The following is a 19,486-nucleotide window of genomic DNA, read 5'->3' on the forward strand; positions in this document are numbered from 1 at the left end:
ATGGCCGTAGCCTTTCCCGCCCGCTTCGACAAATACCTATAAACCTAGCCCCACACACAAACAACTTGACACAAGCCGCTGTTGGTCAAGTACTGCCTACTGCAGGCTGGCAACGCTGCCGGACACATTTTGCTAAGAACTTGTCGTCAAAAGTGTCAAAACGCCAGTGGACAACACTATCGGGAATGTTTCACTCCATCTTCCAGCAAGCCGACGCGCAAGCTACCTGGGACCAAGCCCGCCAGGTCGTAGATTTCTGCACGCAGCGTTTCCCCGACGCAGCTGACTACCTGGAAGAATCATTAGATGAGATTCTCGCGTTTACAACCACGCCCAAAGCTGTATGGACGAAGGTATGGTCCAATAATCCAACGGAGCGTTTGAACCGTGAAATCAGGCGGCGTACCGACGTTGTAGGAATCTTTCCCAACCGCGCAGCTGTCATCCGCCTCGTCGGCGCGATACTAGCTGAACAGCATGACGACTGGATTCAGCAGAAACGCTATATGTCACTAGCAAGCTTGGAACACACCCGACGCCTGATAGCTACCAACACCATCCACACCAACGACGCAGCCACCATCGAGGCAGCCTCCTAATGAACCAACATCAACCCCGAGCCGGACCCCAACACCGACCCTGACACTGTCCCCCGATTCACAGATTCAGGAAGGACAGATACACCACTCCACCGGACTTGACCCTTCAAAAGCATCGTTTTTCTTTTTCACATTTGGCCGAGTCCCAATTTATGGGACTTGACCCTTTTGAATCGGAGATTATTCATTGCTTTCCCACTTTATTCGTCTGGTTCAAGCTAACCAGGCTGTGGGCGTGACGTCGGTCTTCTTACCAAAAGCAGAATCATCACCACGCATTCCCAGAAACGAAGACTACCGTTGCAGGTATGAAGATCGTTGCCCGGCTGCTTTCCGTCCCGCTCGCGCTTGTAGCTTTCCTCGCACTATGGCTTGCGGTGGCGCCGTTTACGCCGCATATCCCGTATTGGGGTGCGGGCGCGCTCATCGGCCCCCAATATATCGGGCCGGTGATTCTCTTTTCCTTTATTCTTTTGATCCTGGCGGTACTTGGAAGGATCGCCTCCCGCAGCTTTTACGTGCCAGGCGCGTTCGCGGCGGTTGCCCTCATTGCAGGCATAGCGCTTTTTGGGACGCAGATTCACGCCGCGAAGGAGCAGGGGACCGACGTGGATATTCGCGCCGCGTTGAGCTGGGCTGGTGTGGAAAGCACCGACGAGGGCCCTGATCGCACCGTGGCCTACGATTCCTTCCACGGTGAGGACCTGGACATGGATATTTATAAGCCCAATGATGGCGGCACCCACCCGGTGATGATGTATGTCCACGGCGGCGGCTGGGATCAGATGAACAAGCACTCCCAGGCGTTTAATATGCGTCAGATGGCGCAGCGCGGCTACCTCGTATTATCCATCGATTACACGCTGTCCAGCTGGGATCAGCCCACGTGGAAGGTGGCAGCGGGGCAGGTGGGCTGCGCGATGAATTGGGTCAATGCCCACGCCGCTGACTCTGGCGGCGACCCGGGACGCTTCTTTATGTATGGCGAATCCGCCGGCGGCCAGTTGGTGCTGAATGCGACTGCCGATGCCGCCGCGCACCCCAACCACCTACCTTCCGCCGATTGCCCCGGCACACCGGCCGTTCCCCGCGCCGTGTATGTAGACTCACCGGCCCTCGATGTCCGCCGCATCTATGACTCCGACGATGCCTATGCCGCGCAAGGCTCCCGCGATACCGTGCAGAAATACCTGGGTGGAACGCCTGAGGAGCATCCCGACCGTGCAGATTTTGTTACCTCGGCTACGCACCTTACTTCGGACATGCCACCCATCAAGATTGTCCGTAGCGATAACGATCGCCTCGTTCCGCCGGAAAGCTATGACGATTTTCGCCGCACAGCTCAGGAAAAGAACATCGACCTAAGCGAGTACGTGCGCCCACACGCTGACCACGCATCCGCCCTCAGCTCTCACGGAGTCTGGAACCAGCACTTGCTTCAGGCGATGTCCCAATTCTTCGCCGAGCACGATCCACAAGATTCTTAAGTACCCGAAGACCCTGAAGTTATGCGTGGCTCATTTGGCTGACCTTGAAATGCTCGGAAACGGTTTTGATGGCTCCGAAAGCAGCCCAAGTGACGTGAAGGAGGAGCAGAACCAGTAGGGCGGCGCTGACAGTATCCATCCAGCCTAGGCCCCACGCCAGCGCCGCGGGCTGCGTGGATAGGGTATGAGTGCCAAGGCAGCACGTGCCCACGGGGAAGGTGCTGGCCCACCAGCTGGGGTGATAAGACATTGGGGTGTTACCAAGAGCGGTACCCCAATGCTTGGCGATGGCATAGACCGACAGCGGCACGCCTAAGCTCAGCATCGCTACACCATAGACCATGGCGCGGAAGTGCCACTGGTCACCGGCGAGCAGCTGTGCTGCCGCGGTGGACTGGCCAACCAACCCCAGTGGGATCCAAGCGGTGGCGGCGAAGTTAATGGGAACCTTGGGGAAGGTATGCCAGTAAATAAAGGCGAATATCGGCGTTCCAGTCACCCAAGCCAAGACGAAGCAGAACACGCCGATACCGTGGATGACCGAGCTCCACTCACCTGCGTGCGTTGCCAGCTGTGCCGAGGCAGTGGCGGAAACCATGGGTGCCACCAGTGGCAGCCCCAAGGCAAAGGCGGGATCAGTCGGATGGTTGAAGAAAAGATACTTTAAATACTTTATGCAGGTGATCACGCTGAGGACGGTTCCCACGGCCCAACACGCAGCGTGAATTGACCAGGCATCAAAGATAAGGGAGTATGCGCTGCCCAAGGCGAGGATGCCCATGGAGACCATGCTCCATGCAGGCATGTCGTCGGAGTGAAAACCTGGATTCCGATACTTTATGAATCCCGCCGTGAGCGCCAAGAAGATAAGAGTTGCCACGCCGAGCATGATTTCGGCGGGGAGGCGACCCATGACCGGGTGCAGGTGGGTATCGATGAGGGATGAGGAGATAGCTAGTCCCATGAGCGCTCCCGCCCAGGCAGGTCCTAGCGGCGGAATTTTCATGGCATTCCGAACTTTTAACATTTCAGGTAATGTGCTTCCTCATACTTGTGGGGAGTGTGTAATCCGAACAGGATTCCAATGAATAAATATACTCCCACATGAGATGATGTTAGAGATCGGACCTCTCCCATGCGGTAATGGAAATCGTGCAGAAAGTAGATGGGCTGGATTCTGGCGAAGAGGCTTAGTTACTACTTTTCCTTGAAGCTCTTTATTCCTCTCAGTACACTTACGGTAACGTAACTTAGCTCTGGTGGGAGAAAGAAGTATCGCTGTGGCTCAGATACATGCTGAAGGAACAAAAGAGGCGGGGGAGCATCCCTTGAAAGAAGGCTTGGTGCAGCGCACCTATTGGATGGCGGATCGCGGCGAGCGGCCGCTGACCCGTGGATGGGGTCATGCGCTGGCGGCGTTGCTATCGGTGATCGCCTCTACCGTGCTCATCACGTATGCGTGGATGACGCTGCATTGGTGGCAGGGGCTAGGCGTTACCGTTTATGGCCTAGGCTTGGTGGGGCTTTTTGGCGTCTCGGCGCTGTACCACCGCTATCCGTGGCCTAGCCCCCGAGCGGTGCAATGGTGGCGGCGGGCGGACCACGCCACGATTGCGGTATTCATTGCCGCCACATACACCCCGTTGTGTTTGATTGCGTTATCCCCAGCGCAGGCAGCATGGATGCTCGCCATTGCGTGGGCGGGCGCGATCTTGGGCGTGATTTTGAACCTGGTGTGGATTGAGCACCCACGGTGGCTCGATGTTGTGGTGTACCTAGCGCTGGGCTGGTTGGTGCTGCCGCTACTACCCACGCTGTGGAGCGATGCCGGCGCAGCAGTGGTCTGGCTACTACTGGCCGGCGGCGTGGTTTACTCCGTAGGTGCGCTGGTCTATGGCTTTAAGTGGCCTGGGCGCAATGCGCGCTACTACGGCTATCACGAGCACTTCCACACCGCGACCATCGCGGCGGCAGTGGTGCACCTCGTGGCGGTATGGCAAGTGGTCGTTGGCGCTGCCTAGACCGTAATTGCCGTGTTATTGAACAGGGCGGCATGCGCCAGGATGATCAATCCTTGCCGCAAATCCGTCTGGTTAACGGTCAGCGAGAATCCGGAAAGTCTCCCACCAGTCTTGTTCGATTTCCTTGGCCTGTGGTGTGGCTAAAACTTCATCCACATCCCCGTCGAGGTCAACATTAGGCAAAAGAACTTCTGCTGGTTGTAGCGGAGGTCGCGGGGTGGGCTCGCCGGAGATCATCGCCTGGGAGAACTCTTGGAGGAGCTCGTTCCAGGCAAGGCCATGACTCAAGTCAGAAAGCCGGGTCGATTCAACTCCGCCGTAAAACGCGATGATGCTATCCACTACTGCACGTTCGTATGTGCTGAGATTGTCGGACTGACCACCGGGAACATAGGGCACTGGCCAGGGGTTTTCAGCCCCCGCTACCTGCCAGGTTTGAATGTGCAGCTCACGGGAAACAGGGCCGTGCCGCCACGCTTGAAACTCCGCTTGGAATAATGGTCGGCCCGTCCACGCCAGATGCCAGCCTTGGGAGAAGTAGCACAGCTTGTACAGCTTGAGCTTGTCCACGTTGGGAATGCGCTCAGTTATGTACTGCCCAACGTCAAAAATTTCAGCCATGCTCTCCTCCTTTCAGCGTCGCGCTAAAGTATACGGCCTCATTCTGCAGTGGGAAAGAGCCTCTGTGCATCCGTTCCCGTGGCAACTGCGGCTGCGAGCAGCATGCGGGCCTGGGGTGCGCGGAGGTTGCCGGAGGGGATGACGCCGGCATCGGCAAGCGTGGCGCCGCCACCGGCGCCGCCGTAGATACCCTCGACGGGTCCGTGATCCACGCGGGTAGTGAGCACGACGGGAACGGACTTGGCGGCTTCCATGGCGGCAGTAGCCAGATCGGGGCCGATATTTCCTGAACCCATGCCCTCTATGACGATGGCCTGCGCGCCCTTGGCCAAGGATTGCTCAATGAGATCCGCTGGGGCGCCGGGATAGGCGGCGATGATGTCCACGCGGACATCGCCAAGCGGAGCGTACTTCAGCGGCTCGGGGCGTTCTGGGAATTTCTCCTGGCTATTGGTAGCAAAGCCATCGGCCTTTTCCGTATCAGATTTAAACGCGCCGCGGGCGGGGATCACCTTGCCGCCAAAGGCGATGAATGCGCCGTGGCCGGCATAGTCCGAGTTGGTGACGGTCTCTACCGCGGTAGCGAGGTTTTCTGGGCCGTCTGGATCATCGTCATCGAACGGGCGCATTGCGCCGGTGAGTACGACGGGTTTATCGCTGTCGTGGAAAGTATCGAGCGCAATGGCGGTCTCTTCCATGGAATCGGTGCCGTGGGTGACGATGACGCCATCGACGTCATCGCGCTCTAGCTGCTCCTGTACGGAGGTGATGATTTTATCGGTATCGGCCAAGGTCATCGCAGAAGAATCCAGGTTGGCAATGTCTTTGACCTCAAGCTCCAGCTTGTCTTTGTCGAACTCGGAGTACAGCGGGTCCACCAAATCAGAGCCCTTTACGGTGGGCACCACCGCGCCCTTGTCATCGTGGGTGCTGGCGATGGTGCCGCCGGTAGAAAGCACCACCACATGCCCCTCGATTTCGGAGCGCTGCTTGGCGTGGGAGCCGCTCGACTTGACGGAAGTGGTGGAAGAGCTTGTGGCGGAGCTGCTGGCGCTACTGGAGCTGGTAGCGGAACTAGAACTCGATGCCGTGGAAGATGCTTCTGAGGTCTTTTCCGCGGAAGTAGAAGAAGAGGTAGTCGTCGGCGTAGCCGAAGCCTCATCTTTATCCTCCTGGTTGGCCGGGTTCTGGCAGGAGGCCAGCAGCAGCGCGGAGGCAACTAATGCGGCGGAGTACTGCACCCTGCGGCGCAGGCGTGGGTTAGACATATCAACTCATTTCTCTAGCGTGGTCTCAGTAACCAATTTAATACCACGCTGATGCGCGGGCGCCGCGCAAAAGAAATTGTGCTGAAAATTTAATCCACGTGCTGGTAGTGCGGGGCCACGATGAGCGGCTTCGGGGAATATTCGCCGCGCAGCTCGCGCAAGATATTGGCGTGCTCAGCCAGGCGGATATCTTCTTCCGTCTGTGGGGTGAAGGTGCGCGCGGTTAGCGGCTGTCCGTCGCGATCCAGGGCAATATAGGCCACGGTCGCGTGGATGGCGGTCTTGAGATTATCGCGGCCGCCGCGGGGATCGCCGGCGCGAACGTGGATGGACATCTGCATGGAGCGGCGGTCCGTGCGCATCATGCGGGCATCGACCTCAATGAGATCGCCGATGGAAATGGGCTTATAAAAGCGGATGCCACCGGCATAGACTGCCACGGTGCGCTCGCCGGACCACTCCATGGTGCAGGCGGTGCCGGCCTCATCGATCCACTGCATCGCGGTGCCGCCGTGCACCTTGCCGCCCCAGTTGACGTCGGTGGGCTTGGCTAAAAAGCGATTGACCATGCGTGGGGCATCGGAAGGCCCATCGTAGGTCTGCTTGTCCATCTCGAGCTCGATGGCCTTGCGCAGCTCGATGCGAGATTTCGCGGCCTCGGCCACGCGCAGGTGCTCATCGGTATCGGGCACGAAGGTGGGAACCGGGGTGGTCTTATCGCTTTCGGGGTCCTTGGCCACAAAGATGACCAGGCAATCGCAGGCGCGGGTGAAAATGCCCTCGCGGGGATCGGCAGAAAGCACCTCGTTGATGATGTGCATGGAAGACCGGCCGGTCATCGCGATGCGCGAGCGCACCTCCACGATGTGCCCGGAGGGAATGGGCCGGGTGAAGTGGATATGGCCCACATAGGCGGTCACGCAGTACTGCCCGGACCACTGCACGGCGCAGGCGTAGGCGGCCTTATCGATCCACTCCAGCACACGCCCGCCATTGATACCAGGGGCGCCGGCCATGGTGACATCGGTTGGCGATGCCATAAAGCGCAGCGTAAGGGTAGGGGACTTTTGGGTTTCCGTAGCAGCGTCAGTAGGTGACATAAACAATAAGATAACAGTAGCTATGCTGTGGCTATGCCTAAACCCGTAGATCCCGCCGCCACGCGCGCGGCAGTCATCGCCATCAAGGATTGGATTCAGGACCCGGACGGGCAACAAAAGCCAGGCAGGGCCCTGCTTGCCGATGCCGTCCGTCGCACCGCCCGCACCCTCGAGGCCGACGCGCCGGGGCACTCGGTGGAGCTGCGCGTACCCCCATTTGTTGCGGTGCAGTGCATTGAAGGCCCTCGTCATACGCGCGGCACCCCACCCAATGTGGTGGAAATGGATGCGGAGACTTGGCTGCGTTTGGCCACCGGTGTCACGGACTGGGACGAGGTCAAAAACACAGGTCGCATCGATGCTTCCGGGTCGCGTTCAGGGGAGATTGCGCAGTGGCTGCCCATCATTCCGTTAGTTTTCGACGGCCCAACGCGCTAATATAAACGCCGTGGTAGAAGTACATACTCCTAGTATCACTGACCTTGACGATCGTAACGAGGAGGAACCCCGCGAAGAGTGTGGCGTCTTTGGCGTCTGGGCTCCCGGGGAGGAAGTCTCCAAACTTACCTACTTTGGCCTTTTTGCTCTCCAGCACCGCGGCCAAGAAGCCGCCGGCATTGCGGTGGGCGATGATGACCGCATCGTCGTCTTCAAAGACATGGGCCTGGTGGCCAATATTTTCGATGAATCGACCCTTTCTGCCTTAACCGGCAACGTGGCGGTGGGCCACACGCGCTATTCCACGGCCGGCGGCAAGGAATGGTCCAACGTGCAGCCGATGTTTTCCACCTCCTCGACGGGCGTGGACATTGCTTTGGGCCACAACGGCAACCTAGTCAATTACCTCGAGCTGCGCGCAGAGGCCGTCGAGCGCGGCCTGATTAAGCCGCACGAGGAATCGGTTTCTGACTCGATGTGTTTGTCCATGCTGCTTGCCGATGGCGTCGATGACACCACCTCCGTCTTCGACTCCGCCCGCGAGCTCCTGCCACGGGTGAAGGGCGCATTCTGCTTGACCTTTACTGATGGCCACACCATGTACGCCGCGCGCGACCCGCAGGGCGTGCGCCCGCTGGTGCTAGGCCGGCTGGCCAAGGGCTGGGTCGTTGCCTCTGAAACCTGTGCGCTGGATATCTGTGGCGCGCAATTTATTCGCGAAATCGAGCCGGGCGAGCTCGTCGCCATTGATGAGGCCGGCATCCGCTCTGAAAACTTCGCACCCGTCAAGCGCAGCGGCTGCGTTTTCGAGTACGTGTACTTGGCCCGCCCGGATAGCGATATCAAGGGCCGCTCCGTCAACGCCTCCCGCGTGGAGATCGGCCGCCGCCTGGCCCGCGAATACCCGGTTGAGGATGCAGACCTGGTCATCCCCGTACCGGAATCCGGCAACCCGGCCGCGGTGGGCTACGCCCGCGAATCCGGCATCACCTTCGCCCACGGCTTGGTGAAAAACGCGTATGTGGGCCGCACCTTTATTCAGCCCACGCAGACCCTGCGCCAGCTGGGCATCCGGTTAAAGCTCAACCCGTTGCGCGAGGTCATCGACGGCAAGAAGCTCGTCGTGGTGGATGATTCCATCGTGCGCGGCAATACCCAGCACGCGCTTATCCGCATGTTGCGCGAGGCCGGCGCCGCCGAGGTCCATGTACGCATCGCCTCCCCGCCGGTGAAGTGGCCGTGCTTTTATGGCATCGACTTTGCCTCGCCCGGCGAGCTCATTGCCAATGCCAGCCCGTCCGATGATCCGGAGGAGATTTGCTCCACCATCTGCGAGACCATCGGCGCTGACTCTTTGGGCTTTGTCTCCATCGATGAAATGGTCGCCGCCACCGAGCAGCCCCGCTCCGAGCTGTGCACCGCCTGCTTCTCCGGCGAATATCCCCTGGGTCTTCCCGCAGGAAACCCCAATGCCGATGCCGTGCGCACCCTGCTCGGAACCGAATAAAAACTTCTAAGGAACTTCTAAAAACATGAGTGACAACACCTACGCCGCAGCCGGCGTCAATATCGAAGAAGGCGACCGCGCGGTAAGCCTATTTGCCCCACACGCCAAGCGCGCCACCCGCCCGGAGGTCATGGGCGGCCTCGGCGGCTTTGCAGGGCTATTCAAGCTGGGCGATTACAAAGAACCGATTCTCGCGGCTGGCTCCGATGGCGTGGGCACCAAGCTCGCCGTGGCGCAGGCCATGGATAAGCACGACACCATCGGCATCGATCTGGTGGCCATGTGCGTCGACGATCTAGTCGTCTGCGGCGCCGAGCCGCTTTTCCTGCAGGACTACATTGCCGTGGGCAAGGTCGTACCGGAAAAGGTAGCCGAGGTAGTTAAGGGCATTGCAGAGGGCTGCGTGCAGGCAGGCGCTGCTCTGCTCGGCGGCGAGACCGCGGAACACCCAGGCATGATGGGGGAGAACGAATACGACGTCTCCGCCACCGCCGTCGGCGTGGTCGAGGCCGATGGCGTGTTGGGCCCAGAAAACGTGCGCGAGGGCGATGTGCTCATCGCCATGGGCTCATCTGGGCTTCACTCCAACGGCTATTCGCTCGCGCGCCACGTCCTGCTGGAGCAGGCGGGCATGCCGCTAGATGGTTATGTGGAAGAGCTCGGCCGCCCGCTAGGCGAGGAGCTTTTGGAACCCACCCGCATCTATGCCAAGGAATGCCTAGCACTGGCGCAGGAATGCTCCGTATCCACCTTCTGCCACGTCACTGGCGGCGGGTTGGCCGGCAACCTAGAGCGCGTTATTCCAGAGGGCCTGAGCGCTGAGGTCAACCGCTCCACGTGGAATCCGGGCCAGATCTTTAAGCTCATTTCTTCCATGGGCAAGGTTGAGCTGGCAGAGATGGAAAAGACCTTCAACATGGGCGTGGGCATGATTGCCGTGGTCAACCCGGAGGACCGCGACCGCGCGCTGGCCATGCTTACCGCCCGCCACATCGATGCGTGGGAGCTGGGCAGCGTCCGCGAAGCAGACGGCGAAGAACCGCGCGTTATCATGCACGGCGAACATTCCAACTTCTAGGTACAAGAGGAAGGCCTTAGGTTAAAAACCTAAGGCCTTTTGTGGATTTATCCGGCGAGCGGAAGATTAGCGCTCGTCGTCTTTGTCCTCATCCCATTCGTCGACATACTCGGCGTAGGGATCATCCTCTTCGTAGTCGTGGGAGTCACCCTCCTGCTGAGCAGCGAGTTCCCGCTGAAGGGACTCGATATCCATCTCGGGTGAGTTGTACTTGAGCTGGCGTGCAACTTTGGTCTGCTTTGCCTTAGCGCGTCCGCGTCCCATGTGCATGACCCCCTTGGGCTAGTAGGGCGCTCCAGGGATTCTTGGGCGCCCCATCGGCTTGTCAATTGTGTATCTTCCTGTAAGACACAATAGCGCGTGTGACGAAAAAATTCCGCACCGGCCCCCCGATGAGTGGAAAATCTACCGCCCGCGCAGCCGGTTTACCGCCTCGCGCCCGGCCTTAGGGCCCTCATCTTCGGGGATGGAGGAGGCATCAATGGACGCCGCGGTATCGCCGATATTCAATGTGCCTGCATCCAGCGCAGAACGCTTGACCAAGCCTAAGGCGATGGGGCCGAAATCGCAGTCATCCACGATGGTGCCGATGCGACCTACTTTACGTCCATTGAATGTAATGTCATCGCCCACATTTGGCCTCTCCGGCGCGGATCCATCCAAGTGGAGTTGCACCAAGAGGCGGGGAGAGCGGCCTAAGTTTTCCACGCGGGCGACGGTTTCCTGGCCGCGGTAGCAGCCCTTATTCAGGTGCACGTGGGCGGGGTTGGCATCGCTGCGGCTAATCCATTGCGGAACCTCGTGCGGGATGGATTTCTTATCCAAGTCTGCGGCGAGCTCTGGTTCGCGGGCGCGCACGCGCTCGGCAGTAAAGGCCATGAGCCCAGCCAAGCGCGCGCCCTCTGCTTCTAGGTCAGCCATGGATTCCACCAATTTTTCGCGAGGAATACCCAGGTCAATGCGCTTGATTCCCGGCCATTGCACCTCGCGGGAAAAGGCCACGGTGGGTGGGGTAGGAATATCGGTCTCACCCAGCAAAGTCACGATGGCGATGTCTTCTTCCTCGACCGTGACCTCAGACCAAAAGACCATCTTGGTAAAAAAGTCCTGGGCGGATTCGAACTGCGCGGCGGGCAGGTCGAGGTAGAAGTCCTCGCCCTCGCGGGTGATATCCATGTGGTGCAAAATGTGGCCCTGGATATCCAGGTCGAGTGCGCCGGCGGAGAAGCCGGAGGGGGCATCGTCAAGCTTCTGCGAAAGCAGGTTATTAAGAAATCCCGGCGCATCAGCCCCGCTTACACGCAGCACGCGGCGCTGCGAGCGGTCGATGGCGATGGTCCCGGTCTCGGCCGCACGCTGTTCCCCGAGGGGATTGCCATAGTGCCAGGCCACACCTTGGGCATCGAGTACAGTCGCGTCCTGGTGCTCGGCGGCACCGGCGCGTTGAAGAAGTGGCGAAGAATAACTCACATCTACCGATGGTAGGGCATAATCGAGCGTATGAAACCCTCCCCGCGAAAAGAGCCGGTCATCTACGTCGTGGAACCTTTTGGTGGGTCGGTGCGCAAGCATTCGCCCTCCCTGCCGCTGGTCTATGCCGATGATGCCGCCGTGACCCGCGGCGATGGCATCTTTGAATCGCTGTTGGTCCGGGACGGGAAGGCGGCCAACCTTGCTCGCCACGCGCAGCGCTTTTGCGATTCGGCGCGGGCGCTCGACCTGCCGGAGCCGCCGATGAATAAGTGGGAAGAGGCGACCCGGCTGGCAATTGCGGATTATTGCGGCGCCGATACCGAGCTTGCCGATGCCAAATGCACCTGGACCTATACCCGCGGCCGGGCCGCGACAGGCGTGCCTACCGCGTGGGTGACGGTGCAGCCGCTTGGCGATGTCCCGCTGCGCCAACGCTCCACCGGCGTCACCGTCATGACGAGCCCGCGCCTGTGGCACGTGGCTGAAGAGCTACCGGCCAAGACGCTCAACTACGCCGCGACGATGGCGATGCTGCGCATGGCCAAGGACAAGGGCTATGACGATCTCATCCTAACGGATCCAGATACCGGCGAAATCTTAGAGGGAGCTACCTCCACCGTGGTGGCGGTGCGGGGGAAGAAGCTGCGCACCGCCGTCGGCCGCGGCATTTTGCCCGGCACCACGCAGGCAGCGCTCTTTGACTATGCCCAGGACTGCGGCTACCGCTGCAAGGCCAAGCCGTTGACCGTGGAGTACTTGGAAAAGTCCGATTCGGTGTGGCTGGTTTCGTCCGTGCGTGTGGCGGTGCGGGTGACCAAGCTGAATGAAAAAACGCTAAAAGCCCCGGATAACGAGGAAGAAATCCGAGGCCTTATCGATGCCGCGCTAGGGGCTTAGTTAGCTTTACCCGGCGATGCGGGTGAGCTCGGCGGACATGTAGGGGCGCATCTCACCATCGACCATGCGCTCATCTACCCAACCCAGGTTGTTATTGGGCATGAGGCCGTACATGCGCTTGCCGGGGCCCAGGTTCTTCGGGCCGGTCTCCGTGACCATGGTGGAGGCGGATTCGAGCTGCCAAGCGCGCTCGTTGAAGGGCTCGCCGTAGAAGATTTCCACGATGCCGGTAGAAGAGGTGTAGGTGACCTCGATTTCATCCTTGGCGGAGATGCGCCAGAAACCGGTCTCGCGGGTAGATGGGCCTTGTGGCTTGCCCTCAGTATCGATCTTCCAGGTGCGCGAGCTAAAGGTCAGGTAATTTTCGCCGTCGTGGGCAACGACTAGCTGCTGGCCAAAGGTGTATTCGCTGCCATCGGTGTCGTGGGCCTGTCCCTCGCCCTGCCAGACGCCTACGAGGGGGAGGAGGCCTAGCAGGCCATCGTGCAGCGACGGGCCCTGGCGCAGATTGGCGGTATCTGCGGGGACAGGGACATCGCCAAGCTCGATGGCGGGAATATTGTGGCTGGCCGCGTCCTTCCACTGCTCGGCGGCCTGGTTGACCGCGTCATTGCCATTGAGGGCGCCGGAGGTGTTTTCCGGGTGGGATGCGGCAGCGGTCTCGACGTTCGGGGTATTGGTATTCTCGTTATTTTCGCTCATGGGCGTCCAGCCTAGTCGTGCTGGGGGTGCTTTAACTACTAGACTGGTTTGTTGTGCATGCGCTGATGATTTCCAATCCCAATTCGACCTCGCAATCCAACGGGCTCTTTCGCCAAATCGTGCCCACCCTGCGGGCCGTAGAAGGCATGCACCTGCTGGTGAAATTCACCCATTACCCAGGACATGCAGAAGACATCGTCCGGGGGCTTACCAGGGATGATTATGATGTCATCATTGCCGTGGGCGGCGATGGCACCGTCAATGAGATTGTCAATGGCCTGCTGGGTCCAGCCGGTGAAGATCTCCCCAGCCCAAACGAGGTACCGGCGCTCGCCGTCATTCCCACCGGGTCTGCGAACGTCTTTGTCCGCGCCCTCGGCTTTCCCAATACGCCGGTCGAGGCCACCCACGTCTTGGCCCGCATGCTAGAGCGCGATCTGCGCCGCACCATTTACCTGGGCACCTGGAACGAACGCTGGTTTGCCGTCAACGCCGGTTTTGGCATGGACGCGGACGTCCTCGCACGCGTGGACCGCGCCCGCGAACAAGGCTTTTCCGCCACCCCGCTGCGCTACCTCAACGTGGCTATTCGGGCTTGGCTGCGCGCGCGCCGCAACCCGCCGCAGATCACGGTGTACGCAGAATCCCGTTTGGGGCAGACGCTCCATAAGAAGGACTTCCCACTCTTATTTACCTCTAATACCAACCCCTGGACTTTCTTGGGCCCCTTGCCGGTGGTGACCAACCCGCGCAATTCCTTCGATGAGGGCCTAGCCCTTTTTGGGCTGGAGAAGCTCAGCGGCGTGCGTGGGGTCATTGGCCTGCTGCACCTCTTTGGTGCCGATAAGCACGGCTGGCTCAAACGCCTGGTGAAGGAAAAGACCTTGGGCTTTGATGATGCCAAGCGCGTCGAGCTCGATTGCCATACCCCGCAGCGCTTCCAGGCCGATGGCGAATCCGAGGGGACCTTCCGCCACGTCACGCTGACCTCTGTGGCCGATGCCATCGAGGTCTACGCGCCGCAAGACAGGCGGCAGGTGGCCCAACGCTCCGTGCAGGAAGTGCTGCGGGACTTTATTCGCCTTCGTTAGGATTCGTCCTCATCTGGGGCAGGACCTACCTTATTGGCGGTATCGGCCGCCTTCTTTTCGGCCTCTTCCACAGCCCGTTGCTCCGAACCCTCGATTTCCAGCGGGGAAAGCTGGGCCATCTGGACCTTGATATTGCGGCGCTGGACCTCAAAGTAAATCGTGCCGCCCTGCAGCCTTACCATCGTGGCCTGCGCCGGCAGGGGGAGCTCGCGCGTATCGAAGTTGAGGGAAAACGCCTCCTTGAGGCGCGGATCATCGGTGCCGTAGACCTCCATGCGAAACTCCGGGCCCACTAGCCGCAGCGTGACCATGGCGGTGGATTTTTCCTTATCGCCGGGCAGAGTGCCGGTAAGCTCCGCCTCGGCAGAAACGCCGCCGGAGGGAGAAATATCATCCGGGTTGGCAATGGAGAGATCGGTAATGCCCAAAAGGCGTCCCAGCGCAACGCCGTCCAGGGAGATCCCGCGCGAATACGTGGATACTGGTGCGCCTTCAATATCGCCGTTTACTACCTGCTCAGGGGTAACGGTGATATCGCGCAGCACGGTCGAGGCATTGACCATGCCCAGCTTGGGAACCTCCACGTCGAGGGCTTTGACCTGCAAATAGGGGATTTCTTTAGAGCCTGCCGCCAACAGGTATGGGGTGCCGCCGATATACACCTGAGGGGAGTTTTCCAGCCGGGAGTTCTCCTTTACCTCCTGGGCAATCTTGTGCTCAGAATGCATGGCCACGCAGGCATCGGCCACCCATCCAGCAAAGACCACGCCCACCAGGATGAGGACGTGCACAATGCGCCGGTCGACTTTGACTACACTCACACCTTCAAATTTAGCCTACGTATCATGGACACCATGAATATCACCGAAGAAAACCTCCCCGCCTCCCCAGAGTTGGCGGGCACCCTGGAAGAACTAGCAGCGCACGCGGAAAAGGCCGATGGCATCGCCCCGCTTTCAGAGCAATTCCTCAACGGCCTGCGCGATGAGCGCTTGCACCACAAGCACTTGGTGGCCTGGTTGGACGGCGCCCCTATTGGCGTATCGAGCCGCGAGGATTCCACCGCGGAGCTTTTTATCGCCCCAGACTATCGCGGTAAAGGCTATGGCACCGCGCTTTACGATGCCACTGCTAACGCCACCACCAACCTCGAGACTTGGGCGCATGGCAATGGCAAGCCGGCCCAGGCCCTGGCTAACTCCCGCGACCTGAATGTCACCCGCACCCTTGTGGTCATGGGCATCGATGGCGCAGATCTGGATAGCGTGGCACAAGTGGGCGAGTTACCGCTGCAGGCCGCCAATTACAGCGAGGCAGTGGACAAGTGGGGTAAGGACACCGTGGAACAGGAGTGGCTGCGTGTTAATAACGAGGCCTTTTCTTGGCATCCAGAGCAAGGCGGCTGGGATTTAGAGCGCCTGCACCGCGGCATGGAGGCCGAGTGGTTCGATCCTCAAGATGTCTTGTTCTTCTGGGATGAGAAAGAGCAGGGGCACCCGACCCTTGCCGGATTCCACTGGACCAAGTGGCACGACGAGGAAGATCCCGGTTTTGGTGAGGTCTACGTGGTGGGCCTTTCAGAGGCGTACCGCGGCCAAAAATTAGGCGGACCATTGCTGCAGATTGGCCTGCGCCGGATGGTAGAAAAGGGAGCTCAGCGGGTCATTTTGTACGTGGAAGCGGACAATGAACCGGCACTGAAAGCCTACAAGCGCCTAGGCTTTTCCGTTGATGAAGAGCATGTCGTCTGGGGCTAGTGTGATTAAGGTCATGTCACCTTTCTAGCTTGTTCATTAATTGTTTACCTCACGGCACCCTGCTGGTTAATTCCTCCGGTTAGCTTTACTGATTGTGAGAAAGCCGCACCTGCGCACCTGCACCCCGCTCCCGAAAAGCGGACGTGGGATGTAGGTTCCCCTTTTATGGGGATGCGGTTTCCTCGGACAATCAATCTCTGATCTGCACCGGAAAGGGTTTTCCCGTGATTCGCAACTTCAAGCGCTCTGCCGCTATCTTCGGCCTCGTGGCCGCTACCTCTACCGCTCTCGTAGCTTGTTCTGAGGACACCTCCTCTGACTCCTCGGGTTCCTCCGACGGCAGCGGCGTCGCTGGCGAGCTTGTTGGTGAGGGCGCGTCCTCCCAGCAGAACGCAATGTCCTACTTCGGCACCGCCTTCGCAGGGGACAACCCAGACGCAAACCTGTCCTACACCGCTTCCGGTTCCGGTAAGGGTGTTGAGGCTTTCATCAACGGCCAGGCAGATTTCGCTGGTTCTGACTCCCCGTTGAAGGAAGACGACGGCCAAATTGAGGCCGCCAAGGAGCGTTGCGATGGCAACGACGCATGGCACCTGCCTTCCACCATCGGCCCGGTTGCCATTGCTTATAACCTGGGTGACCAGGAGATCAACCTCTCCACCGATACCCTTGCCAAGATCTTCAAGGGCGAGATCAAGAAGTGGAACGACGAGGCCATCGCCGCTGATAACGAAGGCGCAGACCTGCCGGACACCGACATCCACGTCATCTTCCGTTCTGACGAGTCCGGTACCTCCGATAACTTCCAGAAGTTCCTCAACGCCTCCACTGGTAACTGGGACGGCGAAGGCAAGCAGTTCCCTGACGCTGTAGGTGAGGGCGCAAACGGCTCTGCCGGTGTTGCTGACCAGGTAGCAAACATCGAGGGTGCTATCACCTACGTTGAGGCCGGCTTCGCTGACCAGAAGGAAGCTGACGGCGTCAAGAAGGCCAATATCGACTTTGGCAACGGCCCGGTTGAGCTGAATGACGATACCGTCAACAAGGCACTGGAGAACCTGGAGTTCAAGGACACCGCTTCTGAGAACGACATGGTCGTTGACTCCAAGGCTCTCTTCGCTTCCGATGCTGAGGGTGCATACCCGCTCATCTTGACCACCTACAACATCGTCTGCTCCGCTGGCTACGATGATGAGACCGCTGAACTGGTCAAGGGATTCTTCACCAACGTCTTGGACCACCAGGATGACCAGTTGGCAGAGCAGGGCTTCATCCCGGTTAAGGGTGACCACCTTGACCGCCTGAAGAGCGCTGTTGACGCACTGCAGTAACGCGTAAACCCCGCTTTACCTCGAGAAATAACATTCCGCCCGCCCCCACTGCCGCCCTCGAGACGCGCTTTGGGGGCGCAGGCATGTACATCGTATGTCCCTTTGTTCCACTTCAAATAAGGATTAGTACGTCTCATGGCAGACAATAATCTCACCCAGGCATCGACCTCGGAGGCCCTTCCTGTCTCTGGCGCCGAACAGCCTCATACCCGTGGCGATAACGAGAATGACTTGGCTACCTCCAGCTCCGGTAGCTCCGTCAAGCGCCCCGGTGACCGCATTTTCGAATTCCTCTCCACGGCCTCTGCCACGCTGATTACCGTGATGATCGCGGCGATTGCCGCCTTCCTCATCTGGCGTGCCGTTCCTGCGCTCAGTGTGAACGAGAATGGACTATTGGGCTTTTTCACCCACGGTGAACGCTGGGAGACCACCGATACTTCTGCGATGAAGTTCGGTATCCCGACCATGTTCGGCACTACTGTCCTCATCTCGGTCTTCGCCCTGCTTCTGGCCATGCCAGTCGCACTTGCGATTGCCATCTTCTTGTCCAACTACGCCCCAGCCCGCTTAGTTAAGCCGCTGGGTTTCTTGGTGGACATGCTGGCCGCAGTGCCGTCCATCGTCTACGGCCTATGGGGTTGGCAGGTCCTCGGACCGGCCCTGTCCGGCTTCTACACATGGTTGGAATCCTGGGCCGGCGGGTTCTTCCTGTTTACCCAATACGATAATTCGCCCGCCTTTGCTACCGGCCGCAACCTCTTTACCGGTGGCATCGTGCTAGCCGTGATGATTCTGCCGATCATCGCCGCTACCGCCCGCGAGGTATTCGTGCAAACCCCTCCGGGCCAGATCGAGTCCGCCTTGGCGCTGGGCGCTACGCGCTGGGAAGTCATCCGCATGACCGTCCTACCATTCGGCATGTCCGGCTACGTCGCCGGCTCCATGCTGGGCTTGGGCCGCGCTCTGGGTGAGACCATGGCGCTGTACATGGTGGTCTCGCCGCTGGTGGACTTCCGCTTCTCGCTTTTCGATGGCGGTACCACCTTCGCTACCGCCATCGCCCTCGCCGCGGCCGAGTTCGGTAACGAGACGCGCGCCGGTGCCTATATCGCCGCCGGTTTGATGCTGTTCTTGCTGACGTTTGTGGTCAACGCCATTGCCCGCGCCATCGTGAAGAGCAAGTAAGGAAGGACAACAATGACTACTACGACAAATAACAAGCCCGCCTCCGCTGGCGGGGCAACCTTCCTGGAAATCTCCGGTTCCCGCAAAGCGGCCAATAGCATTGCCACCGTCGTTGTATGGGGCGCTATGGCCTTGGCGATGGTCCCTTTGATCTGGGTACTGTGGGAGCTCATCTCTCGCGGTAGTGGCGTGATTTTCTCCGCTGACTGGTGGACGCTGTCCCAGCGCGGCGTGATGAATAGTGCCGAAGGCGGCGGTGCCGCACACGCCATCGTCGGTACCTTCGTGCAAACCGCCCTGGCTTCCATCCTGTCAATCCCGATCGGTATCTTTACCGCCATCTACTTGGTGGAATACTCCAAGGGTGGTTGGCTCGGCCGTACCACCACCTTCATGGTGGACATCCTGTCCGGCGTGCCTTCCATCGTGGCAGCGTTGTTCATTTTCGCCATGTGGATCACGCTCTTCGGCTTTGGCCGCTCCGGCTTGGCCGTCGCCCTGTCCTTGGTCTTGCTGATGATCCCCATCGTGGTGCGCAATACCGAAGAGATGCTGCGCGTGGTCCCCATGGACCTCCGCGAGGCTTCCTATGCCCTCGGCGTGCCCAAGTGGAAGACCATCGCACGCATCGTGCTGCCGACAGCCCTGTCCGGCATCGTGACCGGCATCATGCTGGCCATTGCCCGCGTGATGGGTGAATCCTCCCCAGTTCTGGTCTTGGTTGGTTCCTCCTCGGTCATCAACTGGGACGCGTTTAAGGGCTCGCAATCTTCGCTGCCGCTGATGATGCTTGATATGTACAAGGCCGGCGCGCAGCCCGCCGTGCTGGATAAGCTGTGGGGCGCAGCACTGACGCTGGTTATCCTCATCGCCATCCTCAATATTGCGGCGCGAGTAATTTCCGCGAAGTTCTCGGTCAAGAAATAGC

At 59.6% G+C, this 19,486-nt stretch carries 19 protein-coding genes and 1 pseudogene; 12 read left to right on the top strand and 8 right to left on the bottom strand.

From position 1 onward, the window contains the following. Positions 1 to 71 precede the first annotated feature (71 nt). Both ABRP88_RS10145 and ABRP88_RS10150 read left to right on the top strand, forming a co-directional pair. Positions 72 to 599: pseudogene (locus ABRP88_RS10145) on the top strand (transposase); the annotation flags it as partial. 308 nt (positions 600 to 907) lie between these two features. Further along, a complete protein-coding gene (locus ABRP88_RS10150; protein ID WP_349837127.1) occupies positions 908 to 2,086 on the top strand; it encodes an alpha/beta hydrolase family protein in 1,179 nt (392 codons plus the stop codon). Between the two features lie 19 nt (positions 2,087 to 2,105). On the opposite strand, the gene ABRP88_RS10155 is transcribed toward ABRP88_RS10150, so the two are convergent. Next, entirely contained in the window at positions 2,106 to 3,113 is a 1,008-nt protein-coding gene (locus tag ABRP88_RS10155) for a TDT family transporter (RefSeq protein ID WP_349837128.1), read from the bottom strand. Between the two features lie 334 nt (positions 3,114 to 3,447). Between ABRP88_RS10155 and trhA the strand changes: the two genes are divergently transcribed. Beyond that, complete coding sequence (gene trhA / locus ABRP88_RS10160) at positions 3,448 to 4,107, top strand: PAQR family membrane homeostasis protein TrhA (protein WP_232208563.1); 660 nt, start codon at positions 3,448 to 3,450, stop codon at positions 4,105 to 4,107. A gap of 72 nt (positions 4,108 to 4,179) precedes the next feature. Here trhA and ABRP88_RS10165 read toward each other — a convergent pair whose 3' ends face one another. The 3 genes from ABRP88_RS10165 to ABRP88_RS10175 form a co-directional block, all read right to left on the bottom strand. Next, complete coding sequence (locus ABRP88_RS10165; RefSeq protein WP_349837129.1) at positions 4,180 to 4,728, bottom strand: Panacea domain-containing protein; 549 nt, start codon at positions 4,726 to 4,728, stop codon at positions 4,180 to 4,182. A 38-nt stretch (positions 4,729 to 4,766) separates the two neighbouring features. Beyond that, complete coding sequence (locus ABRP88_RS10170) at positions 4,767 to 5,996, bottom strand: asparaginase (RefSeq protein ID WP_349837130.1); 1,230 nt, start codon at positions 5,994 to 5,996, stop codon at positions 4,767 to 4,769. 89 nt (positions 5,997 to 6,085) lie between these two features. Continuing rightward, positions 6,086 to 7,096, bottom strand: coding sequence for an acyl-CoA thioesterase (locus ABRP88_RS10175; RefSeq protein WP_349837131.1), 1,011 nt, complete (start codon positions 7,094 to 7,096; stop codon positions 6,086 to 6,088). Positions 7,097 to 7,129: 33 nt separating this feature from the next. Here ABRP88_RS10175 and ABRP88_RS10180 point away from each other — a divergent pair, with 33 nt between their 5' ends. Genes ABRP88_RS10180 through purM form a run of 3 tightly spaced genes read left to right on the top strand, consistent with a single transcriptional unit; the run spans position 7,130 to position 10,119 of the window. Next, positions 7,130 to 7,534 (top strand): sterol carrier family protein, encoded by a 405-nt coding sequence (locus ABRP88_RS10180; protein WP_239268336.1) that lies wholly within the window; start codon positions 7,130 to 7,132, stop codon positions 7,532 to 7,534. Positions 7,535 to 7,544: 10 nt separating this feature from the next. Then, on the top strand, positions 7,545 to 9,041 hold the full coding sequence (purF, locus tag ABRP88_RS10185; RefSeq protein ID WP_284852635.1) for an amidophosphoribosyltransferase: 1,497 nt from the start codon (positions 7,545 to 7,547) through the stop codon (positions 9,039 to 9,041). 25 nt (positions 9,042 to 9,066) lie between these two features. Next, entirely contained in the window at positions 9,067 to 10,119 is a 1,053-nt protein-coding gene (gene purM, locus ABRP88_RS10190) for a phosphoribosylformylglycinamidine cyclo-ligase (protein ID WP_284770378.1), read from the top strand. A gap of 66 nt (positions 10,120 to 10,185) precedes the next feature. Here purM and ABRP88_RS10195 read toward each other — a convergent pair whose 3' ends face one another. Further along, positions 10,186 to 10,383, bottom strand: a complete 198-nt coding sequence (locus tag ABRP88_RS10195) for a DUF3073 domain-containing protein (protein ID WP_284796556.1) — start codon at positions 10,381 to 10,383, stop codon at positions 10,186 to 10,188. A gap of 141 nt (positions 10,384 to 10,524) precedes the next feature. Continuing rightward, on the bottom strand, positions 10,525 to 11,589 hold the full coding sequence (gene ygfZ, locus ABRP88_RS10200; RefSeq protein ID WP_284796557.1) for a CAF17-like 4Fe-4S cluster assembly/insertion protein YgfZ: 1,065 nt from the start codon (positions 11,587 to 11,589) through the stop codon (positions 10,525 to 10,527). Between the two features lie 30 nt (positions 11,590 to 11,619). Here ygfZ and ABRP88_RS10205 point away from each other — a divergent pair, with 30 nt between their 5' ends. Beyond that, positions 11,620 to 12,489, top strand: coding sequence for an aminodeoxychorismate lyase (locus ABRP88_RS10205; RefSeq protein ID WP_284796558.1), 870 nt, complete (start codon positions 11,620 to 11,622; stop codon positions 12,487 to 12,489). 6 nt (positions 12,490 to 12,495) lie between these two features. Here the strand turns inward: ABRP88_RS10205 and ABRP88_RS10210 are convergent, their stop codons facing one another. Further along, the gene (locus ABRP88_RS10210) at positions 12,496 to 13,191 is read right to left on the bottom strand and encodes a heme-binding beta-barrel domain-containing protein (RefSeq protein WP_284796560.1); all 696 of its coding nucleotides are present in this window, start codon (positions 13,189 to 13,191) and stop codon (positions 12,496 to 12,498) included. Between the two features lie 53 nt (positions 13,192 to 13,244). Here ABRP88_RS10210 and ABRP88_RS10215 point away from each other — a divergent pair, with 53 nt between their 5' ends. Then, on the top strand, positions 13,245 to 14,282 hold the full coding sequence (locus tag ABRP88_RS10215; protein WP_284796561.1) for a diacylglycerol/lipid kinase family protein: 1,038 nt from the start codon (positions 13,245 to 13,247) through the stop codon (positions 14,280 to 14,282). Here ABRP88_RS10215 and ABRP88_RS10220 read toward each other — a convergent pair. Further along, entirely contained in the window at positions 14,279 to 15,103 is an 825-nt protein-coding gene (locus ABRP88_RS10220) for an LmeA family phospholipid-binding protein (RefSeq protein WP_284770382.1), read from the bottom strand. The genes ABRP88_RS10215 and ABRP88_RS10220 overlap by 4 nt on opposite strands. Positions 15,104 to 15,136: 33 nt before the next feature. Here ABRP88_RS10220 and mshD point away from each other — a divergent pair, with 33 nt between their 5' ends. From mshD to pstA, 4 genes are all read left to right on the top strand, one after another. Next, positions 15,137 to 16,039 (top strand): mycothiol synthase, encoded by a 903-nt coding sequence (gene mshD / locus ABRP88_RS10225; protein WP_284852607.1) that lies wholly within the window; start codon positions 15,137 to 15,139, stop codon positions 16,037 to 16,039. 224 nt (positions 16,040 to 16,263) lie between these two features. Beyond that, entirely contained in the window at positions 16,264 to 17,370 is a 1,107-nt protein-coding gene (gene pstS / locus ABRP88_RS10230) for a phosphate ABC transporter substrate-binding protein PstS (RefSeq protein ID WP_284770383.1), read from the top strand. Positions 17,371 to 17,505: 135 nt separating this feature from the next. Beyond that, positions 17,506 to 18,558, top strand: a complete 1,053-nt coding sequence (gene pstC, locus ABRP88_RS10235) for a phosphate ABC transporter permease subunit PstC (RefSeq protein ID WP_284770384.1) — start codon at positions 17,506 to 17,508, stop codon at positions 18,556 to 18,558. Positions 18,559 to 18,570: 12 nt separating this feature from the next. Further along, positions 18,571 to 19,485, top strand: a complete 915-nt coding sequence (pstA, locus tag ABRP88_RS10240) for a phosphate ABC transporter permease PstA (RefSeq protein ID WP_284770385.1) — start codon at positions 18,571 to 18,573, stop codon at positions 19,483 to 19,485. The last annotated feature ends 1 nt before the right edge of the window (position 19,486 follow it).

Source organism: Corynebacterium sp. KPL2734 (assembly GCF_040225595.1).
Classification (GTDB): Bacteria; Actinomycetota; Actinomycetes; order Mycobacteriales; family Mycobacteriaceae; genus Corynebacterium; species Corynebacterium rhinophilum.